General features: G+C 50.3%; 22 protein-coding genes. 11 read left to right on the top strand and 11 right to left on the bottom strand.

The genetic code is table 11. The features are described from left to right. The first annotated feature begins 39 nt into the window (after nucleotides 1-39). Nucleotides 40-1,968 carry an acyltransferase family protein gene (locus tag PCI15_RS07825; RefSeq protein ID WP_271273773.1) on the top strand — a complete coding sequence of 643 codons (1,929 nt, stop codon included), beginning with the start codon at nucleotides 40-42 and terminating at the stop codon, nucleotides 1,966-1,968. A 154-nt stretch (nucleotides 1,969-2,122) separates the two neighbouring features. Here PCI15_RS07825 and PCI15_RS07820 read toward each other — a convergent pair whose 3' ends face one another. Continuing rightward, complete coding sequence (locus PCI15_RS07820) at nucleotides 2,123-2,812, bottom strand: ArsR/SmtB family transcription factor (protein ID WP_271273772.1); 690 nt, start codon at nucleotides 2,810-2,812, stop codon at nucleotides 2,123-2,125. A 139-nt stretch (nucleotides 2,813-2,951) separates the two neighbouring features. Between PCI15_RS07820 and PCI15_RS07815 the strand changes: the two genes are divergently transcribed. The 4 genes from PCI15_RS07815 (at nucleotide 2,952) to PCI15_RS07800 (ending at nucleotide 7,273) form a co-directional block, all read left to right on the top strand. Next, nucleotides 2,952-3,347 (top strand): NIPSNAP family protein, encoded by a 396-nt coding sequence (locus tag PCI15_RS07815; RefSeq protein ID WP_271273771.1) that lies wholly within the window; start codon nucleotides 2,952-2,954, stop codon nucleotides 3,345-3,347. Further along, entirely contained in the window at nucleotides 3,347-3,673 is a 327-nt protein-coding gene (locus PCI15_RS07810) for an antibiotic biosynthesis monooxygenase family protein (RefSeq protein WP_271273770.1), read from the top strand. Before PCI15_RS07815 ends, PCI15_RS07810 begins: the two co-directional genes overlap by 1 nt. 239 nt (nucleotides 3,674-3,912) lie before the next feature. Then, a complete protein-coding gene (locus tag PCI15_RS07805; RefSeq protein ID WP_271273769.1) occupies nucleotides 3,913-4,965 on the top strand; it encodes a polyamine ABC transporter substrate-binding protein in 1,053 nt (350 codons plus the stop codon). Beyond that, on the top strand, nucleotides 4,943-7,273 hold the full coding sequence (locus tag PCI15_RS07800; RefSeq protein ID WP_271273768.1) for a putative bifunctional diguanylate cyclase/phosphodiesterase: 2,331 nt from the start codon (nucleotides 4,943-4,945) through the stop codon (nucleotides 7,271-7,273). Before PCI15_RS07805 ends, PCI15_RS07800 begins: the two co-directional genes overlap by 23 nt. An 82-nt stretch (nucleotides 7,274-7,355) precedes the next feature. Here PCI15_RS07800 and PCI15_RS07795 read toward each other — a convergent pair whose 3' ends face one another. Then, nucleotides 7,356-7,559: a ribbon-helix-helix domain-containing protein gene (locus PCI15_RS07795; protein ID WP_271273767.1), complete on the bottom strand. Its 204-nt coding sequence runs from the start codon at nucleotides 7,557-7,559 to the stop codon at nucleotides 7,356-7,358. 139 nt (nucleotides 7,560-7,698) lie between these two features. Between PCI15_RS07795 and PCI15_RS07790 the strand changes: the two genes are divergently transcribed. After that, nucleotides 7,699-7,986: a hypothetical protein gene (locus tag PCI15_RS07790; protein WP_271273766.1), complete on the top strand. Its 288-nt coding sequence runs from the start codon at nucleotides 7,699-7,701 to the stop codon at nucleotides 7,984-7,986. A 152-nt stretch (nucleotides 7,987-8,138) separates the two neighbouring features. Beyond that, nucleotides 8,139-8,423: a helix-turn-helix domain-containing protein gene (locus PCI15_RS07785; RefSeq protein ID WP_271273765.1), complete on the top strand. Its 285-nt coding sequence runs from the start codon at nucleotides 8,139-8,141 to the stop codon at nucleotides 8,421-8,423. A 236-nt stretch (nucleotides 8,424-8,659) separates the two neighbouring features. Here the strand turns inward: PCI15_RS07785 and PCI15_RS07780 are convergent, their stop codons facing one another. The 3 genes from PCI15_RS07780 to PCI15_RS07770 all read right to left on the bottom strand — a co-directional run bounded on the left by PCI15_RS07780 (nucleotide 8,660) and on the right by PCI15_RS07770 (nucleotide 10,780). Beyond that, entirely contained in the window at nucleotides 8,660-9,247 is a 588-nt protein-coding gene (locus PCI15_RS07780) for a hypothetical protein (RefSeq protein WP_271273764.1), read from the bottom strand. A 62-nt stretch (nucleotides 9,248-9,309) separates the two neighbouring features. Beyond that, nucleotides 9,310-9,564 carry a hypothetical protein gene (locus tag PCI15_RS07775; protein ID WP_271273763.1) on the bottom strand — a complete coding sequence of 85 codons (255 nt, stop codon included), beginning with the start codon at nucleotides 9,562-9,564 and terminating at the stop codon, nucleotides 9,310-9,312. Nucleotides 9,565-9,853: 289 nt separating this feature from the next. Continuing rightward, a complete protein-coding gene (locus tag PCI15_RS07770) occupies nucleotides 9,854-10,780 on the bottom strand; it encodes a helix-turn-helix domain-containing protein (RefSeq protein WP_271273762.1) in 927 nt (308 codons plus the stop codon). 150 nt (nucleotides 10,781-10,930) lie between these two features. On the opposite strand from PCI15_RS07770, the gene PCI15_RS07765 reads away from it, so the two are divergent. The 4 genes from PCI15_RS07765 to PCI15_RS07750 all read left to right on the top strand — a co-directional run bounded on the left by PCI15_RS07765 (nucleotide 10,931) and on the right by PCI15_RS07750 (nucleotide 16,057). Further along, nucleotides 10,931-12,949, top strand: coding sequence for a TonB-dependent receptor (locus tag PCI15_RS07765; RefSeq protein ID WP_271273761.1), 2,019 nt, complete (start codon nucleotides 10,931-10,933; stop codon nucleotides 12,947-12,949). A 110-nt stretch (nucleotides 12,950-13,059) separates the two neighbouring features. Further along, a complete protein-coding gene (locus PCI15_RS07760) occupies nucleotides 13,060-14,334 on the top strand; it encodes an MFS transporter (RefSeq protein ID WP_271273760.1) in 1,275 nt (424 codons plus the stop codon). Between the two features lie 17 nt (nucleotides 14,335-14,351). Further along, complete coding sequence (locus tag PCI15_RS07755) at nucleotides 14,352-15,473, top strand: siderophore-interacting protein (protein ID WP_271273759.1); 1,122 nt, start codon at nucleotides 14,352-14,354, stop codon at nucleotides 15,471-15,473. 368 nt (nucleotides 15,474-15,841) lie between these two features. Further along, the gene (locus PCI15_RS07750; RefSeq protein WP_271273758.1) at nucleotides 15,842-16,057 is read left to right on the top strand and encodes a carbon storage regulator; all 216 of its coding nucleotides are present in this window, start codon (nucleotides 15,842-15,844) and stop codon (nucleotides 16,055-16,057) included. 384 nt (nucleotides 16,058-16,441) lie between these two features. On the opposite strand, the gene PCI15_RS07745 is transcribed toward PCI15_RS07750, so the two are convergent. The 6 genes from PCI15_RS07745 to PCI15_RS07720 all read right to left on the bottom strand — a co-directional run bounded on the left by PCI15_RS07745 (nucleotide 16,442) and on the right by PCI15_RS07720 (nucleotide 23,657). Next, on the bottom strand, nucleotides 16,442-16,909 hold the full coding sequence (locus PCI15_RS07745) for a hypothetical protein (RefSeq protein WP_271273757.1): 468 nt from the start codon (nucleotides 16,907-16,909) through the stop codon (nucleotides 16,442-16,444). A gap of 309 nt (nucleotides 16,910-17,218) precedes the next feature. After that, nucleotides 17,219-18,178 (bottom strand): aminotransferase class IV, encoded by a 960-nt coding sequence (locus PCI15_RS07740; RefSeq protein WP_271273756.1) that lies wholly within the window; start codon nucleotides 18,176-18,178, stop codon nucleotides 17,219-17,221. Between the two features lie 169 nt (nucleotides 18,179-18,347). Next, the gene (locus PCI15_RS07735; RefSeq protein WP_271273755.1) at nucleotides 18,348-19,262 is read right to left on the bottom strand and encodes a CobW family GTP-binding protein; all 915 of its coding nucleotides are present in this window, start codon (nucleotides 19,260-19,262) and stop codon (nucleotides 18,348-18,350) included. After that, nucleotides 19,252-20,910 carry an amidohydrolase gene (locus PCI15_RS07730; protein WP_271273754.1) on the bottom strand — a complete coding sequence of 553 codons (1,659 nt, stop codon included), beginning with the start codon at nucleotides 20,908-20,910 and terminating at the stop codon, nucleotides 19,252-19,254. Before PCI15_RS07730 ends, PCI15_RS07735 begins: the two co-directional genes overlap by 11 nt. 72 nt (nucleotides 20,911-20,982) lie before the next feature. Next, a complete protein-coding gene (locus tag PCI15_RS07725) occupies nucleotides 20,983-22,734 on the bottom strand; it encodes a dipeptide ABC transporter ATP-binding protein (RefSeq protein WP_271273753.1) in 1,752 nt (583 codons plus the stop codon). A 2-nt stretch (nucleotides 22,735-22,736) separates the two neighbouring features. Further along, entirely contained in the window at nucleotides 22,737-23,657 is a 921-nt protein-coding gene (locus tag PCI15_RS07720) for an ABC transporter permease (RefSeq protein WP_271273752.1), read from the bottom strand. Between the last annotated feature and the right edge of the window lie 2 nt (nucleotides 23,658-23,659).

Here is a 23,659-nt window from a genome sequence, read left to right as displayed (position 1 = left end):
ACATAGTTTACTTATAAAATATACAGTATAGGTTTTACTTTGAACTTTAGAAGCGATATCAATGGCCTTAGAGCTATAGCGGTTATCTCAGTTGTATTATTTCACTTTGGCTTTGATTTTTTTCAAGGTGGGTTTGCTGGGGTTGATATATTCTTTGTAATCTCCGGTTACTTAATGACTGGAATAATTATTAATGGATTAGAGGATAACCGCTTTACTCTTATTAATTTTTATCACTCCAGAGCTAAAAGAATAATACCTCCTTTAGTCGTTTTAAGTTTGGTAATTTTACCTATAGGTTACTATTTTTTAATTAGACCTGAAGATTTCACCTCACTTTCTAAACATGTTTATAGCAGCTTAGGATTTTTCTCAAATCATATTTATCTTTCAGAGTCAGGATATTTTGATGTAGCTCCGCAAGATAAGTGGCTACTGCATACCTGGTCTTTATCTGTTGAATGGCAGTTTTATATGATTTATCCAATACTGCTAATATTATTATACAAAACCACCAGCATTAACAAAATAAAGATAACTCTGGGTATACTATTTGCTTTATCATTTATCCTGAGTGTTATAGCAACAACAAACTGGCCAACACATTCTTATTACCTTCTACCTACCCGTGCATGGGAAATGATACTAGGAGCCCTGGCATTCCTCTATCCAATACAACTAAACAAAAATTCAAAACTCGCGTTTGAAACCACTGGTTTGGCACTGATCTTACTAAGCATCACTTTAATATCCAGTGATACTCCATGGCCTGGCTATATGGCAGGACTCCCTGTCATAGGTACCTACTTAATAATTGTTGCTAACCGTCAGAATAGCCTTATTACAAATAACATCGTGATGCGCCCAATTGGAAAGTGGTCATACTCTATTTATTTGTGGCACTGGCCGATTGTTTCTTTATCCTATTTTATTGGGGTTAACAATAACCCAACATATAAAGTTCCTTTAATACTTCTGTCACTTCTATTAGGTTATATTTCCTATAAGCTCATAGAGCAAAGGTTAAGCTTAAAAAACACCGCCTTTATTTTGCTTGCAACTTTTTCATCAAGCCTATTAATATATAACTATTCTCCTGAGCCCAACAGACACCAGTACCTTGAAGATATTGTCACGTCTATAAAAACCAAAAAATATCAATGTTTTGATGAGATAGGCAAGCATGCCGATAATCACGTTGCATGCCAATTAACGACTGGGAATAAAAGGTTGATGGCGCTTGGTGATTCTCATATGAATTCATCATTACCTGTTATCGAAAAGATTGCTAAAGAATCCGACTATGAACTTTTCTATGCGGGATTTAGTGGATGCCCACCGTTGATAGGTGCATATCCGGTAAGAAGTGATCAGGATAAAAAGAACTGTAAAATACTAAATGAAAAAGCGATAAACTTTGCCGTAGAAAACAACATTGACACAGTATTTCTTGCTGCACGATGGACATACTATACTATTGGGGATTATAACAGAGGTTACTTCCAGTTTTTGCGTAAAACTGATGATATAACTACCAGAAAAAATAGACAGTCCTCTGCACAAGCATTAGAGCACGGGTTAGAGACAACTTTAACAGAGTATAAAAACAAAGGGATCAAGGTATTAATTTTACTGCAAGTTCCTATGCAAACTAAAGGTCCAGATAAAGCATATTCAAGCTCACTATCAATGAGTAATAAAATCGATATTGATTTACTGAATAAAAACTCAGTTAGCAAAGAACTGCATAACGCCCTTCAGAAAGAAACAAACACAATAATTAAAAATGTAAGCAGAAACTTTAATAATGTGACATTGATAGACCCAACTGATATCTACTGTGGTAGTGAGCAGTGTCTAATCGGCGATAAAAATAATTCTTTTTACTCTGACGATGATCATCTTTCCGTCATTGGATCTTACAAACTACAATCCATGCTGGAAAAAAACTTAGCTATTAATAAGTAACAATATTACTGGCACAATATTAGTTAGATAGCAGAGGTTTCAATATCCAGTGCTAAACGGGCTGTACACTCTACGTTACAGCCCTTTTATTTCAGGATCTCACCTCTGATAACCCTGATATTCCTGCCCCCAATCAGCTTAAGTATTCCTTACCTCAGTTGGTAACAGAAGATAACAAGGGTAGCCGGTAATGCGCTGCAAACGCCTTCAGCCCTGCCGGCGTAAACGCCACCGCCCGGGAATCGGCTATCCGGTGCGCCCAGCCCCGGTTAAACACATCCAGTAATAGCCACTGTCCCAGCGACCCGGCCAGATGATTGCGCCGCTCACTCCAGTCCAGACAGGACTTACACAGCGGCCGCCGTCCCTTAAACTGCGAAAAATCCACACCGGCAGCTAAAAACCACTGTTTGCCCTCCGGGGTCAGTATCGTCTCCTCTCCCTGATCAAGAATAAGCCCCTGTTCTGCCAGCGCATCATACACAGCAACACCATACTCACCGGCCAGATGGTCATAACACACCCGGGCCCGGCGCAACGCGGGATCAGCAGGGCCGGTCACCGCCGGCGAAACAGAGGCGGCAAGGTTCAGTAAATTCTCAATCACCCCGGCTACCTGACCGTTGCGTAACTGAAAGTACTTATGCCGGCCCTGTTTGCGTACCACAATCAGACTGGCTGCAGATAACTTCGCCAAATGGCTACTGGCGGTTTGCGGCATAATATCCGCTTCCAGCGCCAGCTCGGTTGCCGTTAAAGCACGTCCCCCCATCAGGGCCGTCAGCATTTTACTGCGGGCACTGTCACCAATCAGACCTGCTATCTGTGATATATCCGGCTGCACCGTCAACCTCCCTCATTCAACATGCGTCTTAGTGTACCCCAGAAAATACCCGTACAGTTCGACGCCCGTCGAAGCACGCAAATACCAGCGACTTAGTATACCGGCTGAACCAACCATATTACCCAGGGAGCCAGCCAGAATGACCATTACCTGCTTCATTGAATACCGGATTGATCCGGCCAAACTATCTGAATTCCGGCAATATGCCGAAAACTGGGGACGCATTATTCCCGACTGCGGCGGCCAGTTACTGGGCTATTTTCTCCCCCACGAAGGCACCAATAACCGGGCCTTTGGCCTGATCAGTTTCGCCAGTCTGGCCGATTACGAAAGTTATCGCCAGCGCCTGAAAACCGACCCGGCCGGCGGTGAAAACTTTCAGTTTGCCCAGCGCGGAGAATTCATTCTGGAAGAACGGCGCAGCTTTCTGAAAGCCGTGCCCAGAACCTACTTTCCAGATATGAATTTTGCAGAAACCGGCTATGTAAAACAAACCGCACCGGCCAACAAAACCGACACTGAGGAGCAAATCTGATGATCGCTGTTATTTTTGAAGCCACGCCCAAATCCTGCGGCAAGCAAGCCTATCTGGACATCGCGGCTGAACTGAAGACCCACCTGGCAAGCGTGCCGGGCTTTATCTCAATTGAGCGCTTTCAGAGCCTGAATGATCCGGAAAAAGTACTTTCTCTTTCCTTCTGGGAAGATGAAGCCGCTGTCGCCCGGTGGCGTAGAGATATGCACCATCAGGATGCCCAGCACCAGGGCCGTCACCACCTGTTTGCCGACTACCGCCTGCGGGTCGCAAACGTCCTGCGGGACTACGGCATGAATGACCGTCAGCAGGCCCCGCAGGAATAATCAGGCCCGGCTGACAGCACAACCTTACATCTGTGTTCAGCCGCAACAGCTGAATACAGACCTACCTTCTTATTTCCAGCCTGAGTCATCCCAGTCAAACACCCTCATCCTCAAATTGGGACCTGGCCCAACCTTCAAACGTTAGTATTAATATACACTCAATAATGAAAGACATTAGGTTTACTCAAACACAGACGCGTTAACCCCTTAATACCTAAAGTTAATCAACGGGAAGATTCATGCCACTCAAGATACGCTCAGCCATGTTCAGTTTAGCAATCTCACTGCCCGCGCAGGCAGACACATTGCGGTTACTGAACTGGGATGACTATCTCAGCGAGCACGTACTCACTCAGTGGCAGGCCTCAGGCCACGACATCGAATCGGTACTGATAGATAACGATGAAACCCGGGACGCCGTCCTGCTAAACTCAGCAGACAATCTGATTGATCTGGCAGTCATTGACGAAACTGTCAGCAAGCAGTTTGGCAACGAAGGCCGGTTAGTTGAAGTCAGCGAAGCCAATGTGCCCTCCCTCGCACACGTCGAGCCATTCTGGCGGGAACGCTGCGGCAACTATGCGGTACCCTACCTCTGGGGCACACTGGGCATTGCTTACCGTGCCGATAAAGTTACCCCAGCGCCCACCTCCTGGCACGACCTTCTACAACCCGATGACGCCCTCAAAGGTCATATAGGCATGATGGATGATCACGTTGACATGCTGGCACCCGCGCTGTTTGCCAACGGCCATTCACTCAACAGTGAAAACGAAGCCGAGCTGAAGCAGGCATTTGCCACCCTCAGACAACAGGCCCCGCACATCCTGACCTACGAATACCCGATCACTTATCTGGGCAACAGCCCAAACGCCGGTCAGTTACATATGGCCATGGTCTACGGCGGTGATCAGTACAGCATGAACCTTAAAACCGGCCCGAAAATCCAGTGGAAATATGTTGTTCCAGAAGAAGGGACCATCCTGTGGGTAGACTGCATTGCCGTTACGACAAGCTCAGACAATCAGGTACTGGCACTGGAATTTCTGGACTTTATCAACCGCCCGGCCATCGCGGCGCAAAGTGCGGAAGACCTCTACTTCGCCACACCCAATGCCGCGGCAAAACCTTTACTGAGTGACGCGTTCCGGCAAAATTCCGAAGTCTTTCCGGCCGATGATATTATCCGCCGCAGCCAGCTCTACCGGGAACTGAGCCGCGACAATGTTCAACTGCGCCTGCGCATCACCAACGCTGTGATAAATATCTATGAATCTCGGAAAACGCACTAGTTTACTGATCCTGCCGGTGATCATCATCAGCTACACAATGATCGCCTGGATAATCTACGAACGGGAATCAAGGTCGTTACAGGCACTTGAAAAAAACCGCCTGGAACAGCGTGCCAGCCTGATCGGCTTTACCTTTAACGCCTATAACAACTTTCTCGATACTTACCTGACATCGTTAACCGAAGGGAACGTACTGGCCGCTTACCTGCGCAACACCAACAATGTCTACCGGGAAAAAATGCTCACTGGCCATCTGGAGGCTGCCATCAGCCGGGGCCGGCAGGGGCGGCAAACCTTTGCATCGCTGAGTATTTTCGACAGCAACAATGCCCTTAAACTCTACATCGAAAACAGCACTGACCCTTTTGCAACCATCCGGCCAGAACAAATCCGCATCGCCACCGAAATGGTCAATCAAAAACTGCGTAAAAAATGGGAACACACAACCTCCGACAACGGCCAGTCAGCCATCCGCCAGGGCACTGCCATCGATGCAAAAACCCTGCTGACCCCCACCCTGTTACAAGCCGAAAGCACTTACCGCATCATCGTCACCGCACGGCCGGATAAATTCGATGATCTGCTGAAAACAACACAAACAGAATATCAGGCTAAACTGCGCTATTTCGGTATCGACAACCCACTGGAAACACCGCCGCAGGGGCTGAGCGCCACGGTAAAACTGTCACAGAATTACTCCTTGCTGATCCAGCCTTCTGAAACATATCTGGCCTCTCTGCTCAGCCAGCTACAGATACGCCTGCTAGCCAGCATGGCCGCCGGGGTACTGATAACATTCATCCTGTTGCAGCTGCTGATACGCCGCTATATTACTAACCCCATCGTCCGCCTGGATGAACAGCTCACCGACGTTATCGCCCGCAAAAAAGACAACATTGACTTCCCCTACGCCGAAGACGAAGTGGGCCGGCTGGGCCGCAAATTCCACGACCTCTACGAAAAACTTAATCAGGCATTTCAGGAAAGCTTCCTGCAGGCCCGGATCGACGCCCTTACCCAGCTCCCTAACCGGGTTGGGTTTCACGAAGCTGCGGAAAAACTGCTGCTCGATGCTGAAAAACACCAACAGCAATTCAGCATTATTTACATCGACATCGACAACTTTAAATTCGTTAACGATAAATACGGCCATGAAATCGGTGATGAACTGCTCAAAGCCATCGCAGCCAAGTTTAACCATCTGATCACCATCGCCCTGAAACGGGATGATATGCCCTTTGTATACCGGCTCTCCGGTGATGAATTCATCATCATACTGCCCGAATACGACAGCAACAGCGCCAGCCAGATCTGCAATAAAATCCTCAAACTGTTTACCAACGGATTCAACTTCGAACGGGGGCACTTTGCTGTCACAGCCAGCCTTGGGCTGGCCAGTTTTCCACAGGACGGCAGCAGCATCACCCAGCTGATTTCCAACGCAGACCTGGCCATGTATCAGGCGAAAAATACCGGTAAAAACCGGCTGGCCCACTACTCCAATGAACTGGCCAAAAACGATCGGCAACTGAAAGAAATCGAATTTCTGCTGAAAGAAATTAACCCGCATGAAGAACTCTCCCTGAACTACATGCCGGTGATTGATCATGCCGACAATGTCAAAGGGTGTGAAGCCCTGCTGCGCTGGCACTCGCCCCAGATCGGCCCGGTATCCCCGGCAGTGTTCATCCCTATCGCAGAAGAAACCGGCGTTTTCGAAATGATCGACCTGTGGGTCATCGAACAGAGCTTTAAGGATTACCCACAACTGCAAAATATTCTGGGGGAAGCGTTACAGGTATCGATTAACATCTCCTCGGCTGAAGTGCATTCCGATAACTTCATCCATAAACTCAAAGCCCTGTGTCATCAGTACAGCATCACCCCCGGCAACTTCATTCTTGAGATTACCGAAACCTTCGCCATGGAACAAAGCTCCAAGGCCATCCAGTGGCTGGAACGACTCCGCCTGCTGGGGTTCAAAATTGCCATCGACGACTTCGGCACCGGCTACACCAGTCTGATGCAGATGGTGGACTACCCGGTAGATATCATTAAATTCGACAAACAACTGGTCGAGCGCATCACCCAGACAGAACGCCGCCATCTGGCAAAAGCACTGATCGATCTCTGCCATATACAGAGCATACAGGTGGTCGCAGAAGGCATTGAAACCAGCGAACAAAGCCGTTGCCTGTGGCAGGCAGACTGCGACATACAGCAAGGCTTTCTTATTGCCAAACCCATGCCCATCGGCACCCTGAAAAACTGGCTGGAAGAGCACAGCTATCTGGAACGGGTGGTATAAAACCTGAGAAAGTCACCCAGCCGGAGTGAGAAAGAATCGCCCGGCTGCAAGCTTCAACACCTGACCGGCAATTTAACGGTAATCACAACTGACAATTCTGCAGCAGACGGCGCTGCGCCTGGCTATTTGCCGCACGGGCCTGCAGTGCTTCATCGATAAGAATCGCCGCCATTTTAGACTCAGTACGGTCTTCCTTTTCCCGTAACAGCGTCAGACGTCTGTAGGTCGCCGCCGGGATAACTGTCTGAACCCGATGACTTTTTCCGGTGGTGTTCGTTGCTTCCATTGATATAATCCCTTATCAAGTATGTGGTAGTAACGTGTGGTAAGGTAACTATAGGTATAAATATTACACCATGTCAACAAATCCAGTAGAAATATCACACCTGAGATTACGTGAGGAATTGGAAAGCCAGGGTTTTACCATGGCTGCCGCATCACGGGAAATGGGTGAAAAAAGCCCACAAAGGCTCAAGGATGTAGTCAGCGGCAGACAAAAACTCCCTGCTGATATGCTGGCAGCTGCCGCAGCGTTAGGAGTAGATATAATCTACGTACTCACCGGCAAACACAGAATCACCACCGACGCCCTTTCTGAAGACGAACAAACCCTGATCCGATACTACCGCTCACTGAAAGAAAGCGATCAACAGGCGATCTATCAGGTCAGCGAAACCATGGCAGCTTACCGGCTGAATCAAAATTCAGAGTGATCAGAAGATCTAAGCCTCCCTCCCCTCATCACTCATGGCACATTGCCTCATTACGTCCCAACACCAGCGCTTCACAATAAACTGCCTGTTTGAATTATAAAGCCTTTACGATTAACCTCAGATCACACATGAAACTCAGGGAAGGAGTAACCATGAACGTACAGACATTAAAAGAACGCGCCCTGCAAAATGAAGATGTTCGTAATGAATATGATGCATTAGAAAGCGAATTTTCTCTTATCAATCAATTGTTTGAAATGCGTAAAGCCGCAGGCTTAACTCAGGAGCAGGTAGCGGCAGTAATGCATACTAAAAAAAGTAACATTAGTCGTTTAGAAAAAGGTGGCGTTGCACCTAAGATTGATACGCTTAAACGTTATGCTGATGCCTGCGGCTATGACCTTAACCTTACTTTTCAGGCCCGGTCAGCAAGCTAAAAACTTACAGAATTTAATTTTCTTCCACCCTGTAAATGATCCTATGCGAAAGAGGCACCGCACATAATCGCACGATGACCCAGACTCTCTTGCAGAAGAATATTCTTGCCGTTCATCATATAGCGACAGGAAAAGAGTGACGCAGTAGCGTTGATGACTGACCTTGGTGAAGTTCAAACCGGTTGTAATCAGCGCTCTGTAAAGGACTGGCAGTGCAAAACCAAACAGCTTAACCCTCAACAATCTAATTCAGAGTAACCCTCTTCCATTGCTAATAAATCTAGCTTGATATGACTAAATTTATAATCACCAAGACCAGTTGGGTGATATGTCATATATTCTGGATAGTGGTTTGTATAATACTCAACCAGCTTTTTTTCTGGATTATTTATAACAACAGACTCTCTTCCGGTTAATCCGGCATAGTTCATGCCGCATGTGAGAGAAATATTGAAGATATACCCTGTTAATGAGTTGTTTAATCCACCTTCAATGAAATCTATCCTGGTTTTGGATTTTTTCTTTGAAGTCTTTCCCAATGCCAATCCACATAGCTCATCGTCATACCAAACCGATAGCTCAAATCTTCTTGGCATTTTTCTGTAACGTTCAGATAAACGAAGCCAATCAAAATCCCAGTTTTTGGTCTTTTCTGCTATCGTTCGATAATTTATTGGGGCTAGAGATATTCTGCTTGTATCTATGTCATCGCTGACAATTCCCTTAAGATCCTCTGTCGTTAGTACGTAAGATTCATTTCTTAAGGCTTGATATGCTTTGCTGACAAAATGGTATCCATACCCAGGTTTATCCTTTTTAACCAAGCAACAATATCCTTATATAGTTGTCAGTATTGGAGCAGAAGTACGGGCTATCTCCCTCGTACTTAAAGAGAAGAATGGGAACGAGGCTCGTTTTCCATCTTTTGTATTGGATTTTTCTTAATGAAGTTTCTAATTGCTTTCATCCTCTTTGCAGAATGATTGCTACGTGTATTCAATGCCTCTAACAACTCATCTTTATGCTTTTTCTCATAAGACTTTTTGGTGTTAGCCGGTTTCATGCGCACGGCTAATCTTTCCTTCTGCTGGGAAGAGTAATAGCTGAAACTTGTGAATGTTTCTTTTCGTAACGCAGTCATTGTGATTTCCTCTGAAGATCGGCCTCTGAATAAACCTATCGACGCTTCCATCTTGGAGGTAACTTTCTTTGCTGTCAATTAAACCGGCCCCATTGTATGCCGCTATGAGTCGCTTGAAGGCTACTTTCAGTACCGGTTGTAATCAACTTGTGAGGAACCATCACCAAACAATCAAAGCATAAAACTAAAAAGCTTTCGGAGTAGTAAGCCTGACTCTTTAGTTTTTGATATAGGCAGGATAGAGGTAGCTGTTCGAACTGAGCAGCAGGTGCCCTTCACAGCCAACCACTCAGGAAACAGACTGCCGCAGGCTGGCGTTAAACTCGCAGACGTCAGGGCGTTTTTTCCACTCAGACGGCGGTACGCCGGTGCTGCGCCGAAACGCCGAGGCAAACTTGGCAGGGTTTGCGTAACCAACCGCCAGCGACGTTTCTGTCACCGAGACTTTCGCATTCAGCAGTACTTTGGCCCGCTCCATCCGGCGGATGGTTAAATACCGGTACGGAGTACAGCCATTCTGGCGTTTGAACAGCCGCGTGAAGGTAATAGGTTCCATATCCACAGAGGCTGCCAGCTCATTCACATGGAGATCTTCATCTAAACGTTCATCTATCATGTTCAGCACGCTGGCCAGGGGATCATCCTGCAGGTTGCGTGTGGCGGCCTCACGGCCACTGGCTTTCGAGAGGGTCAGCAAACGGTGAATCACTAATGAGAGACCATGATTAAAGAAGCTGGAGAAGGTACCATTGACCTGCGCATCATGCAGTAATGCCCGCATCACGGAAGCCACCAGCTCGTCATCAAACAGCTGCCCCTGCACCCTGTGCAGGTCATCTGCAGTCAGCTTATAGCCTTCAAATGCCGGCACTTCGCTGATATCAAACGCGATTGTCAGCGACTGCATTTGCGGGGTGTAGCCCACCGCCGCCCGGCCCGGCAGAATCAGCCCGGCACGGCCGGGTTTCCAGACATCATTGAGGCTGCACTGATCATTCTTACGCAGGGTTGCGCCCCCGCCCGCCGTGCATAAACACAGCACCGTATAGGCCAGAGCTGCACCCCGGCCGTCGGCATGTTCCACTTCAACACCGTTTACATTCACATGGGCCACAACGGTGGAGCCGGAAGTATTGGAGATAATGACGTCACGGTCAGAGCCAAATGCCTTTAGCCGCCCTATGTATCTTTCCCGATGCTGAGACCAGCTTTCCATTTAACTTTTTACTGCCATGTTTGTTTTGGATTGGTGGCTGACCACTTTGGAGTGGTTTAGATTTCAACGCAAAATACAATCATTCTCATAAACTTTCAACCGCAGCGTTTGTTGTAAAGCGCGCTCCCAAGAGATAACAGGGTTTAGTCAATGAAGTATACGTTTTCAGATGTTGGTGTTTCCGCACTGGCATTCGCAATGCTCGGTGCCATTAACACTCAGGCAAACGAACAGCCAGTAACCGGTAACACCCTTATCATTACCGGAGAGCATACAGACCGTACCCTGCAGGATACCGCTTCCAGTGTAATTGCATTCGGTAAGGATGATCTGAAAAGCGCTGCCGGCATGCTGACGTCCAATGACCTGCTGGACAGAATCCCAAACATTGTTACCGTCGAACCGGGCAACGATGCCCCCACAGTGCGGGGTCTGGACGGCACCGGGCCGGCTTCCGGCGCGAATGCATTCTTCGCCGGTACCCGCCCGCGGCTGAACTACCAGATTGACGGCCGTACACTGGGCTTTAATGAATCTGTTTTTCAGTCCGCTTCCCTGTGGGATGTCGAACAGGTCGAAGTTTTCCGTGGTCCGCAGAGCACCCAACAGGGCCGTAACTCAATCGCCGGCGCGATTATCGTTCATACCGCTGATCCGACCTTTGAATGGGAAGGTAAAGTCCGGGCCATTACCGGCAGCCGGAATACTCAGGTAACCTCATTCGCCATTTCCGGCCCCCTTGCGGAAGATGTACTGGCCTTCCGTCTGGCGGCTGACCGCCAGACCAGAGAGACCGCCGTTAGCTTTGAGCCTTATGCGCAGGAAGATGATCCGGATCTCTACGAGAATAAAACAGTCCGGGGTAAGTTACTCTTTACCCCCACAGACACCCTCAGCTCGATACTGACTGTGGGTCGCAACGACGGTCAGGCGCCGCAGTCGGAGCATGTTGTCACCCCGTATGACGAGCGTACGGCAGAATTTCCGAACCAGCCGACATTCCATACACGGAATACCTATGGAATTCTGGATACAACCTGGGAAGTGTCAGACAACCTGACCACGGAACTGAACCTGTCATATACCGATTTCCAGACCGACCGCCACGCGTTAACCGGCCAGGGTAACCTGACAATTAACGGTGACGAAACCGTCGTGCAGCCAATGATCAGACTGCAATCAGACGACGGCAGTCTGTCAGGTTTTGCCGGTGCCTATATTTTCAGCACGGAACAAAAAGAAGTAATCGACCTGTTTGGCGGCGGTGAATTCCGGGATGAAACCGACAGCAAGGCCCTGTTCGGCGAAGTAAACCTGACACTGAGCGATGAATACAGCCTGACCTTAGGCGGCCGCTACGAAGAAGAAGAGCGTAAACGGGTCGGCAGCGCCGGACCACTGGCGCTGGATTACAATGAAACTTACCGGGAGTTCCTGCCTAAAGCGACTCTTTTCTGGGATTTTCATGACGACTGGACTGCCGGCCTGACAGCAGGCAAAGGCTACAACGGCGGCGGCGCAGGCATTACCTTCAGCGCTCCCTTTGTGGCGTACACCTATAAGCCAGAGTATGTGTGGAACTACGAAGCTTTCCTGCGCGGCACCCTGCTGGATGGTCAGTTAGACGTCACCGCCAACCTCTTTTATAACGACTTTAAAGACATGCAGCTGCCCTTCTATCTGGGCGCTAACTCCACCGTAATCCGTAATGCAGATAAAGCCACAACGTACGGGGCGGAAGCCGGACTGAAATACAGGTTCTCCCCGGGCAACGAAGTGTTCGCCAATCTGGGCCTGCTGCAGACCAAGGTGAATAACTATTCTGACGCAAGCATTGAAGGGAATGACCTGTCACGGGCACCTGCGTTCAGCCTGGATCTCGGCTTTGTCACCACGCCGCTGCCTGACTTTGAGATCAGCGCAAATGTAAGACATTCCGATGCCTATTACTCAGATGCAACGAATACAGCACGGGGCAAGATCGACGCTTATACCATCGCAAATACGCAACTCGCCTACAGGATACGTAAAAATCTGCGGGTCCACCTGGCTGTAAACAACCTGTTTGATAATGACGATCCGGTCCTGATCAACACCAGCCTGACCAGTAACAGCGCCACCATTCAGAATCCGCGCACCATAACCGCCGGCATTGAATACAACTTCTGATCAGACAGCAGCATCAACCCGAAAGGCTTTCAGCAAGGCATTGCTGAAAGCCTTTCTTTGTAAGCAGCAGCCCAGCCTGACAACCGGCAGCGGCGTGTTAAACGGACACTATGAAAAAAACACTTTCGCTCTGGTCAATGCTGGCCAGTATTTATATTACCCAGTACGTTGCACTCGCATTCATTATGTCGGCGGCGTTTTCTATTCTGCGCAAACAGGGCGTCGAACTGGATAAACTGTCGTTGCTGAATCTGGCTGCCACGCCACTGGTATTTAAAATTCTGTATGCGCCGGTGATCGATAAATACCGCGGATGTTTTAACGGCAAATACCGCAGCTGGCTGATTCTCGCCATGACTGCGATGACCGCCTTACTGATCATTACCAGCACCCTGAACCTGCAGACACACTTTTACTGGGTCGTGCTGGTATTCACAGGGTATGTACTGGCCACCGGTGTTCAGGATGTCTCCGTAGACGGCTTATCCTGCAAGCTGTTCAACCACGAACAGCGTAAGTTTGCCAGCAGTGTGCAGTTTTCCGGAAACCTGCTGGGCAACATCATTGGTGGGGGGCTGCTACTGATTTTTTACCCCTGGCTGCAATGGCAGGGCTCCCTGCTTTTACTGGCAGGGCTGACGCTGATTTCTCTGCTGCAGATTATCTGTTTCCGCGAGCCGGAAGACACAACAGCAACGGCGGCAGATTCTCATCGGATGAAACCCGGCATGTGGCGGGAAATACGTACCTTTGTCAGGCAAAACCGAATCTGGATGCTGCTATTGGTCTTCTTCCCGATCGGTTTCAGCAACGGCACAGCCATTCTCAATGCCCTGCTGGTCGACAGCGGCTGGGCACTGGCAGACATCGGCTTTGCCATAAAAGTCTACGGTTCGGTGGTGGGGTTCCTGTCAGCATTACTGGCCACCCCGCTGATGACGGCGCTGGGCCGGGCAAACGCTCTGCTTACCATCACCTTCATACAGGCCTGCGGGCTGATATTTTTGGTGCCGGTGACCTTAGGGTCTGTCGACAAACTGACGGTCTATATGGCAATCACCGCCTACTATCTGGCGTTCCCGGCAATACTGGTCATCCTCGCAACCATCATCATGGATAAAGCAGCGCTCACCCATAACAAAGCCACTGTGTTTACCCTGCAGTTCAGCCTGGTCTCTCTCATGGGATTCATTTATTCAGCGCTGAGTATGAATCTGGCCGATCACTGGGGCTACAGCAGCGTCGCCATTGCCAGTGTGATCCTTACCTACGCTGCCGCGCTGAGTGCGCATTGTATTTTCAGACGCCAATCAGGGGCCAGCCTCAGCCCTGCAAGCAATACCGCCGGATCAGACGCTGAACGGCTTATCCAACATAACCCTTAAAACTAAGACAAACAGCCATGCGTACACCCATTCAGGACCATGATCACAAGACAGATATCATTGATCACGTGAATCAGGATCATTCCGAAGAGTTGCTGACAATCGCCAACGCGCACTCGCCTGACCGGCAGGTTCATTCAGCCGGAATAACTGATATCTATCAGGAAGGTATTCAGGTTTGCATCACCCCGCAAGGCAATCAAAATGCCTATGATGCTTTCATCCCCTTTGAGATAGAGGGCGATCTGGAAGAAAAAATTCTCTATTCCGCCTATGCTGCCATCGTTAAACAGGGGGGCAGCCTGAGCGGTTCACGTAAACGCTTTTTTGAAGTCACAGCGACCACACAGCTGACGCCAAACTTCACCCGGCTGACGGTCCGTTCTGCGACACCCTTTCCGGAATATTACCCGGGATACGCCTTTGGCTTTATGCTGAAAACCATTAAAAGCGCCCCCAAACAGGCATCTGAACCGGGCAATATCCGCTGGCTACAGCAGGCGGGCAACCGGTTTTTTATCTGGCTGATGAAACGCTTATCCAGTAACCGCCGGCAAAAGATGCTCACAAGCATCAACAAAAACGTACGCCTGTACACATTACGAAAAGCCTGGCAAACCCCAGAAGACACCGCCACGGTACATTACGGCCAGATCGATATCTTCACCCATGGTGACAGCCCCGGCAGCCTTTGGTCCGGCAGCCTGAATACCGGCGATATTGTAATGACCCGCTCTGAATCCGCCGATAAGCACCCGCATCTGGCCACCGGGCAGGCGCTGCTGATTGCGGATGAAACCGCCTTTCCGGCACTGGCGGCCATTCTGGAGCACTGGCATAACCCTGTGCCCCCTTATGTCATCACCCTCAGCACCCTGCCGGACGAACAAAATTACTTCAGTGACGTCCGGCTACCGGCTGACGCACAGCTTCATCAGATCATCTGTCCGGCGCACCATCAGGCGGAAGAAGTGTTAAAAATCATCGCCAGGCTGAGCCGTTTTGAAACGGTATGGGCAGCCATGGAAGCCGACGCCGCGAAAGCGGTTCGCCACCATTTACGGAATGTCCGAAATATTCAGGGAAAACATAATCACACCAAAGGCTACTGGCGTTTACGCGCACCCAAAGCCGGCTAGCGCACGACGGACCTGCAGGGATATCACCCTATCCCTGCCACGCTTGCAACGGAATCACCAGCCAACCCTCTGCCTGCTCAACAGGCTTTCCTGTACGGGAAATCAGTAACACGCAGTAGCAACACATAGCATTCAAGCGCGTGCTTTTTTATTTAAAACACTGTCGCTTTCCCATTTATACTCCTGAGCGAGATATCCTTTTAAAACACATTATTCTGACTAATTTTCAATACATTACAGACAATTACATCAAAAAATGATTATTCACCTCTGGTTTACCATACCCCAAACAGATACATCTAAAGCCTTGCTATCCCCTGCCTGCCACGCCATCATGCCTGTATACAGACATCACAGGGAGCGTGATCATGGTGGAATTTACACTGAGCAGAAAACAGGCAATTGTCATCAACGGCGAGACCACCATTAAGGTCCTCAATATAACCTCAAATGAAAAAACCTTTCTGGGCATCAGTGCTCCCGGGCACGTCAACATCCTGCGCGAGAATGCCAAACGTAAAAAACCCGGAATGGATTCAGATGCAGAGATTCAGCCCGACGAAACTGAACAGGAAACTGAATAATCAGCGGTGATGCTGTCGGAATTTCTGGCGGGATAAAAAGCCTGCCGGCTTCGCTTACAGGGAAAGTGCCTTACCGTCAGGTGGTTTAATTCAGAACCAATAACACAACGATCAGTAATACAAGGAACATCAGCCCGATCAGAGATAACCGGTTTCTGGCTGATGGATAGCTGTTTACCATCCCTTTCAGGGACAGGGGTTGTGTCGGATATTTACCTAACGTACAGACCTTACAGACAACCCAGCCGGTGTAATAACAAATTCCCCAAAACAGACACTCGACTAAAAGCCAGACAACACCCTGAACAATCAACCTGAAAACAAAACCGAATAACTCCTCCAAACAAGACTCCCTGTACTGATAACAACGCTGGAAAACGGCCTTTATAAATACTCAACTTCAGCGCCCCCTGAGGGCCTGCCATTCCTCGACAGTGCCTGATAAGCCAGTACGATGCTCGAAACCCGGCCACCTTTAAACCAGTAGATAATACCGTTTTTAAGATCAGACACCGCAGGGGCCTGGATCCGTTTCTTCAGCACATATTCAACGTCCCGTTTAAATTCGCCAACCCGTATTCCGTTCGCGTCCACATACATACGGTCATAAATAATAATGGTGTTTATCCGGCCGGTACTGTCCTGAATAGTGACGTGTACACCGTCAAAATAATACCTGACATTATTACTGTTGGCCTTTTTCCCATGGGGCGAACCTAACACTGAAATAACATCCGCGATTGTGGCCTTACCCACCTGCAGACCTTTATACCGGGTATCATAAGTAATGATTTGCGCGCTGCTGGCGTAAAAAGCCATAAGCAAAGACACGCATAAAATGACGGGTTTCATTGTTTCTCTCCCAATCCATTAGCCGCCCGCGCGGACGACGGATGTCCGTGTCCTTTGCATCAGTGTAGTCGCTTTTATCAGGCTGCTCCGCAAACCGTTGACAGCCTGTCGCCCGCTCGCAGATGAAAACCGGCCTGCAGGAGCCCCTTATTTAATGAACCACCAAAGCCCCAAAAAACGCACCGGGCCAGAGGTTTAAGCGAATCGCTCCGGCTATGTTTCCCTGATGTCTCAGGCAAAATACAGGCATAAAAAAACCGCTCCGGGGAGCGGCTTTTCAAGCTTTTTATCTTGCTGACAGTCGCCGGCTTACAGCACCGTACCGTTTTCCTGCTGGTCTTTTTTCAGCAGTTCGCGGGCCAGCTTAGCCACCGGGCCAGGCTTGCCGTCACCCACGGTCTGGCCGCCCACTTCAACAACCGGCAGAGCGTCCAGCGTGGTGCCGATCATGAACACTTCTTTCGCCTTATACAGCTCTTCAGCGCTTTGCTTGGCTTCTTTCATGCCGGTAATCAGGCCCTGTGCCTGCAGCTCGCCGGAAAGCTCATGCAAACGCAGCAGTGTGGTACCGCGCAGCGTATGTTCAAAGCTTGAGTAGATCAGTTCATTGGCATCGTTCAGGTAAACGATGTTCTCCGTCGGGCCTTCACCCAGGAAGCCATCTTCCGTCACGTTCACAACGAAGTTCAGTTTCTGGTCGACCGCTTCTTTAGCCATCAGCACGTTAGAGATGTAGTTACAGGTTTTAACCTTGGCTAAGCCACCGCTCTTAATCGCGACCTGGCTGAAACCGATTTTTGCGCCGTTTTCGTACAGTTCCGGTGCCGGGTTACGCAGTGCTGAAGCAATCAGATATAACTGTGGGCCAACAGAGGCATACGGGTTTGGCGTAAAGCCACCCGGCCCGCGGGACGCATACAAACGGAACAGGATATCTTTCAGGCCGCTCACTTCTGCCAGTTGCTTACAGATCGCGATCATTTCTTCTTTGGTGTGGCACAGATCCAGGAAGATATCACCGGCAGAACGTTCCAGACGCGCCAGGTGTTCATCCAGCAGGAAGACTTTACCGTCAACCATTTTGAAGGCTTCAAATACACCGTCGCCCCGGTGAACCAGGTGGTCATCAACCGGTACAGTCATCAGTTTAGGGTCGGTCACGATCCCTGAAAAAACACTGGAGTACATAGCATGATAGTCATTCTGCGCCGCATATTCCGGGCAGGCTTTCACTATCTCTGTCACGTCGTTATAAACTGGATATCCCATAAAGCTTCCTCACTCAACTGATGTTCCGGACCAACCGGCAAAACTGATACAGTAAACCGTTAAACATGCCGTTCATTTTACAGCCAGTTTCATAAAAGCCTATGGTCCAGAAGTGGGATACCGGGGTTTAGCCGGTTTTACCCGCCTGTTAAGTGAATAACCCGTTGAATTAAAAGCAGGTCGGCAGGCTTTCTTTACGTTTACTGATCAGCAACAGCTCACACCCGGTGACAGAATCTTCATAGCTATAGTCCGTCAGCCGTACCTGATCTCCGACTTTTTGCCATAACCATGTACCCGGTTTATCGGTAAAGTGAACCAGCCCTTTGCCCCGCAGAATGTCAGCAGACAAACCTTCAGCCCATGTATGAAACCGGTCATACTGAAGCGGCATTTCAGCTGTCAGAATTTCACTGTACAGGCCATGATTGGTCGCTTCAGCCAACAAGGGCCGGAACTTTCGCGGGCGCGCAGGCAGCGCCAGTAAATCTGCCGGGTCCACCCTGCCCCAGTCTGTATAGAGCAAGGAGGCATCACTGAGCTGTTCCAGAAAATGGGTCAGAGCCCGGCTATCTGTCGCAGTTAACAGGTTATGTTTATTAACGATAAGCAGATCAGCAGCAGCGATTTGCTGATGAATCAGGCTGCCAATGTGCGGATCCTGCGCCTGCTGCAGCAATTGCCGGGCGTCCAGCATCACCGGATTCCCCCGGGTCTCAAGCCGGGGTTCAATACGGGCGATATCCTGGATCCTGCCGGGGTCAGCAATACCGCTGGCTTCAACGATGATGTGGTCAAAGCTTTGCAGATTATCCAGCACCTGCCCCAGCCCTTTACTGAACCCTGCCGCCAGACTGCAACAAATGCAGCCATTGGCCAGGGCGATGGTATCCCCCTGATGTTCACGAATCAGCCCGGCGTCAATGTTCAGTGCGCCGAAGTCATTTACCAGTACGGCATAACGTTGTTCTGCACTGGCTAATAAATGGTTTACCAGGCTGGTTTTGCCCGCCCCCAGAAATCCGCCGATCACCGTAAAGGGTACCTTGCGATCAGGCTGTGCAGACCGGGTTTCAGTCACCACTGGCCACCCCCTGCGCAGCCCTGTGTGGCACACCGGCTAAGACGGTCCCCCACACATTAATATCTTTTATCTGTTGCTCAGGCACGTTAAGCGGATCATCATCCAGCACGGCAAAATCTGCAAATTTGCCCACTTCAATACTGCCCACCAGATGATCCATTTTCAGGGTATAGGCCGCGCCTAAGGTCAGCGCATGCAGGGCCTGTGGCACGGTAATTTTCTGCGCTTCACCAAGCACAGTTCCGCTACGAGTGGTCCGGTTGACGGCACACCAGGCACTGAATAACGGGTTCAGCGGCGTCACTGGCGCGTCGGAATGAATCGCCAGTGGCACACCGTGCCGCAAAGCACTGGCGGCGGCATTCATCCGTTTAGCCCGGACAGGCCCCACTGTTAGCGTACTGTGCTGATCCCCCCAGTAATAAATATGGTTAGAAAACAGATTGACGCACAACCCCAGCCTGCCCATACGCCGGTACTGCGCTTCAGTGGCCATCTGGCAATGTTGCAGGGTATGGCGGTGATCTGCCCGGGGAGAATCTGCCAATACATCTTCCAATATATCCAACACCAGCTCAGTGGCCTGATCACCGTTCACGTGTATGTGTAGCTGAATCCCCGCCTGATGATATTCACGGATCATCTGCGCCATCAGTTGCGGCGGTTGTTTCCAGGCACCGTTTGCCGCCTGATTATGATAGCCGGGCCATTCCAGCCGGGCTGTAAAACTCTGTATAGAGCCATCCACAATCAGCTTGCAGCTGCCCAGATGCAGTTTGTCATTACAGGATCGCTGCGCAAGCTGCAGCCGCTCAATGCCCTGTTCGATGCTGAGGGTTTCGGCATTCTGCGCCGCATAAAAGCGCAACGGGATACTGTCACTGGCTGCCGCGTCCCGGTAACTTTGCAGTGATTCATCATCCAGTGAGGCATAGAGTTCGGTGGCAGTGGTAACCCCTACATTCGTTGCCAGCCGCGCATACTGATGCAGAATATCCAGATCCACTTCGCCAATTAGCGGGTTGCCCACCACCCGCAAGACGGCAAACTGGGTAGCCAGATCCCGCAATTCGCCAGTTAAGCGCCCTGCGGAATCTTTCATCAGGCCTTCAATATCAAGGCTTTCATCCAGACTGGCCATGGCCAGCAAAGCAGAATTAACGTTAATCACGTGCCCGCTGGCATGCATCACCATAACGGGTCGGGTCTGCGATACCTTATCCAGCGCCCGGCGGTCCAGCAGCCGATCCTGATCCTCCCAAAAGATGGGATCATAATGCCAGGCGATCAGTGGCGTCTGCGGATCAGTCAGCAGAGCTTCAGCAGCCTGTAACCGTGCCTGTGCCTGTTGCTGGTTTTCAACGCCGGGCCAGCACTGCCCCTGCGGATCATACTGATCATCAAATCCTAAATAGGTAAAGCGCCAGCTCTCACCACTGATAGCATGACCGTGTGCTTCTACAAACCCCGGCATCAGCACTTTATCTGCGAACCGGTCATCAATGGGCAAATCCCAGCCGGACATATCCTGCCCGGTGCCAACAGCCAGTATTTTGCCGTCTCTGACGGCCACATGTGTGGCTTGTGGGCAGTCAGGATTAAGCGTCAAAATGTTACGCGCCACAAAAATTTTGGTCGTTTCAGACATAAAAGTATTCTCGGTATATAACGCTAAACACAGCCCGCCGGTGAAACAGATAAGTCCCCGGCGGGCAGCACGTTAAACAGGATCAGGGTGTATGTTGGCTTCCAGCAACTGCCGGGTGTAGGCATGTTGCGGGTCGGCAAAGATGGTGTCTGTATCACCCTGTTCGACGATATCGCCCATATTCATAATCAGGGTACGGTCGGCCACATGGCGGACAATATTCAGGTTATGAGTAATGATCAGAATGGCGATGCCCAGATCTTCCTGTAACTGATTCAGCAAGTTGAGGATCTCCCCCTGCACAGACACATCCAGACCAGCAGTCGGCTCATCCGCAACGATCAGCTTGGGCGACTGCGCCAGCGCCCGTGCGACACCGACACGCCGTGCCTGTCCGCCGCTTAACTGATGCGGATAACGGTCGGCAAAGTGCAGCGGCAAACCAACAATCTGCAGCAGACGCCGGGCTTCCTGTTCTCTGGAATCGAACGGCAGGCCGTGAATCACCAGAGGCTCGGTGATCAGATCCGAGATTTTCATCCGCGGACTCAGGGAGCTGATCGGGTCCTGAAACATCATGGCGATGTCCCGCCGGGTTTTACCCCGCTCACGGGCCGACAGGCTCAGCAAGTCCCGCCCCTGAAAATGAATCGCACCGGACCACGGCTGGTTCAGCCCCAGAATCGCCTGCGCAACGGTGGTTTTTCCGCTGCCACTTTCCCCGACAATCGCCAGCGTTTCGCCCCGGTCCAGCGTCAGGCTTACCCCTTTCACCGCATGCAGGTAAGGGTCTTTATTGCCACTGAGTAACGCTGCTAATTTACCCTGCATCGGAAAGCGTATGCGCAGCGCATCAATGTTCAGCAAAGGCTGATCCTGCTTACCGGCGCCTGTATCCGGCCCGGCCTGTTCCAACTGACTGGCCAGATAGCTGCCGGCAGGAATTTCAATCTGCCCCAGGCCATCAGAGTTCATTGTTGGCAACCGCTTACTGCGTTCTTTGATCCGCGCCGGATCACAGGCCAGTAAACGCTGGGTGTAACTGTGCTGTGGCCGGTTAAATACCTCCCGCGTTGGCCCCTGCTCCACCACATCGCCGTGGTACATCACCACGGTGTAGTCACACAGGGTGCCCACTACGCCCAGGTGGTGGGACACAAATATCATGGAACAGCCAATTTCAGCCTGCAGCTCTTTAAGCAGTTCGATGATCTGCACCTCCAGGCTGGCATCCAGCGCAGTGGTCGGTTCATCCGCAATCAGCACTTTTGGTCTGGCCATCAGCGCCATGGCAATAGAAATCCGCTGGAGCTGCCCACCGGAAAATTCATGGGGGTACCGGGGTAAGCGTAATTCCGGATTCGGAATGCCCACCCGGTCCAGTGCGTCTATCGCCCGCTGACGTTTCTCCTGATAGGGAAGGTCCTGCCGGTACTGAATGTCAGTCATCTGCTTTTCAATGCTGAACACCGGATTCAGGGTGGTCATCGGATCCTGAAAGATCATTGCAATGTCGTCACCCAGCAGTGCCTGCATTTCCCGGGGGGATTTTTTCAGTAAATCCGCACCGTCCATCTCGGCAGTGCCGGAGGCAACAATTGCGTTGTCAGCCATCAGTTGGGTAAGGGTATAAATCAGGGTGGATTTACCGCTGCCACTCTCGCCAACCACGCCAACAATCTGCCCGCGGGGTACAGTCACGCTGACATCTTTCAGGCCGGAAACCAGCCCGCCGGCCACTTCAAACTGCACACTCAGGTTATTCACCGTGATGATATTATCCTGCACAGCCTGACCGGTTTCATTCGTCATATTATTTGTCATGGCTATACATCCTTCCGTAATTTCGGATCAAAAATATCCCGCAGTGATTCACCCAGAAAGGTGAAACCCAGAGTCGTTATGATCAGCGGTATACCACCGGCAATGATCGGCCAGGGAGTATTACGGATGAAGGAATAGCCATCATTAATGATCGATCCCCAGCTTGGCGTTGGCGGCTGAATGCCCAGCCCCAGAAAGCTCAGCCCCGCTTCAATGGTAATGACGATCGGAATGTCCATGCTCGCCAGAATCAGTAACTGGCCAATAACGTTCGGCAGCATATGTCGGAACAGAATCCGTGGCATGCTGGCGTTCATGGCCCGCTCGGCAAGAATAAATTCCTGCTGTGCCAGCGCCTGGGTCTGGGTACGTACCACCCGCCCGTAAATCGGAATAGAGGTCACCACAACCACCAGCACAATGGTACTGATGCTTGGTCCGGTCAGGGTCACTACCGCCAGTGCGAAGATAATGGTCGGGAAAGAGCGCACCATATCAAACAGCGTCAGGATAATGTTATCCAGCCAGCGCGGACCAAAACCTGCCAGCAGGCCAAGAATAAGACCAAATCCTAACGCCAGTGCGATGGATGAAAGCGCCACCTGAAGAGCAATCTGCCCGCCGTAGAGCACCCGTGAAAAGGTATCCCGGCCAAGCTGGTCAGTACCCAGCCAGTGTTCAGCACTGGGCGGTTGCAGGCGGTTAAGAATGTCCAGTGCGACCGGATCATAAGGCGCAATTACGCTGGCAAACAGTGCGCTTAATATCACACTGCTGACCAGAATCAGGCCGAGTAAACCCAGCGGCTGTTTTGCCAGCCGGCGCAAAGTGTCCAGCAGTACTTTTACAGTGCTGTTTTCATTCAGCGGCGCAGTGGCCGCATCAGACGTTTGTTTCTCGCCGGTTTGAGTAAGCTGATTCATAT

The organism is Aliamphritea hakodatensis (assembly GCF_024347195.1).
Lineage (GTDB): Bacteria > Pseudomonadota > Gammaproteobacteria > Pseudomonadales > Balneatricaceae > Amphritea > Amphritea hakodatensis.
The sequence above is the reverse complement of the archived record's forward strand: the minus strand, read 5'-3'. Positions and strand labels throughout refer to the sequence as shown.

Excerpts from the sequence above, each read along its gene's own strand:
- PCI15_RS07740 (WP_271273756.1), bottom strand. The coding sequence starts at position 18,178 with ATGGGATATCCAGTTTATAACGACGTGACAGAGATAGTGAAAGCCTGC.
- PCI15_RS07805 (WP_271273769.1), top strand. The coding sequence starts at position 3,913 with ATGCCACTCAAGATACGCTCAGCCATGTTCAGTTTAGCAATCTCACTG.
- PCI15_RS07755 (WP_271273759.1), top strand. The coding sequence starts at position 14,352 with ATGCGTACACCCATTCAGGACCATGATCACAAGACAGATATCATTGAT.
- PCI15_RS07765 (WP_271273761.1), top strand. The coding sequence starts at position 10,931 with ATGAAGTATACGTTTTCAGATGTTGGTGTTTCCGCACTGGCATTCGCA.
- PCI15_RS07745 (WP_271273757.1), bottom strand. The coding sequence starts at position 16,909 with ATGAAACCCGTCATTTTATGCGTGTCTTTGCTTATGGCTTTTTACGCC.
- PCI15_RS07730 (WP_271273754.1), bottom strand. The coding sequence starts at position 20,910 with ATGTCTGAAACGACCAAAATTTTTGTGGCGCGTAACATTTTGACGCTT.
- PCI15_RS07775 (WP_271273763.1), bottom strand. The coding sequence starts at position 9,564 with ATGACTGCGTTACGAAAAGAAACATTCACAAGTTTCAGCTATTACTCT.
- PCI15_RS07770 (WP_271273762.1), bottom strand. The coding sequence starts at position 10,780 with ATGGAAAGCTGGTCTCAGCATCGGGAAAGATACATAGGGCGGCTAAAG.
- PCI15_RS07750 (WP_271273758.1), top strand. The coding sequence starts at position 15,842 with ATGGTGGAATTTACACTGAGCAGAAAACAGGCAATTGTCATCAACGGC.
- PCI15_RS07790 (WP_271273766.1), top strand. The coding sequence starts at position 7,699 with ATGGCTGCCGCATCACGGGAAATGGGTGAAAAAAGCCCACAAAGGCTC.
- PCI15_RS07725 (WP_271273753.1), bottom strand. The coding sequence starts at position 22,734 with ATGACAAATAATATGACGAATGAAACCGGTCAGGCTGTGCAGGATAAT.
- PCI15_RS07815 (WP_271273771.1), top strand. The coding sequence starts at position 2,952 with ATGACCATTACCTGCTTCATTGAATACCGGATTGATCCGGCCAAACTA.
- PCI15_RS07795 (WP_271273767.1), bottom strand. The coding sequence starts at position 7,559 with ATGGAAGCAACGAACACCACCGGAAAAAGTCATCGGGTTCAGACAGTT.
- PCI15_RS07800 (WP_271273768.1), top strand. The coding sequence starts at position 4,943 with ATGAATCTCGGAAAACGCACTAGTTTACTGATCCTGCCGGTGATCATC.
- PCI15_RS07810 (WP_271273770.1), top strand. The coding sequence starts at position 3,347 with ATGATCGCTGTTATTTTTGAAGCCACGCCCAAATCCTGCGGCAAGCAA.
- PCI15_RS07720 (WP_271273752.1), bottom strand. The coding sequence starts at position 23,657 with ATGAATCAGCTTACTCAAACCGGCGAGAAACAAACGTCTGATGCGGCC.
- PCI15_RS07760 (WP_271273760.1), top strand. The coding sequence starts at position 13,060 with ATGAAAAAAACACTTTCGCTCTGGTCAATGCTGGCCAGTATTTATATT.
- PCI15_RS07785 (WP_271273765.1), top strand. The coding sequence starts at position 8,139 with ATGAACGTACAGACATTAAAAGAACGCGCCCTGCAAAATGAAGATGTT.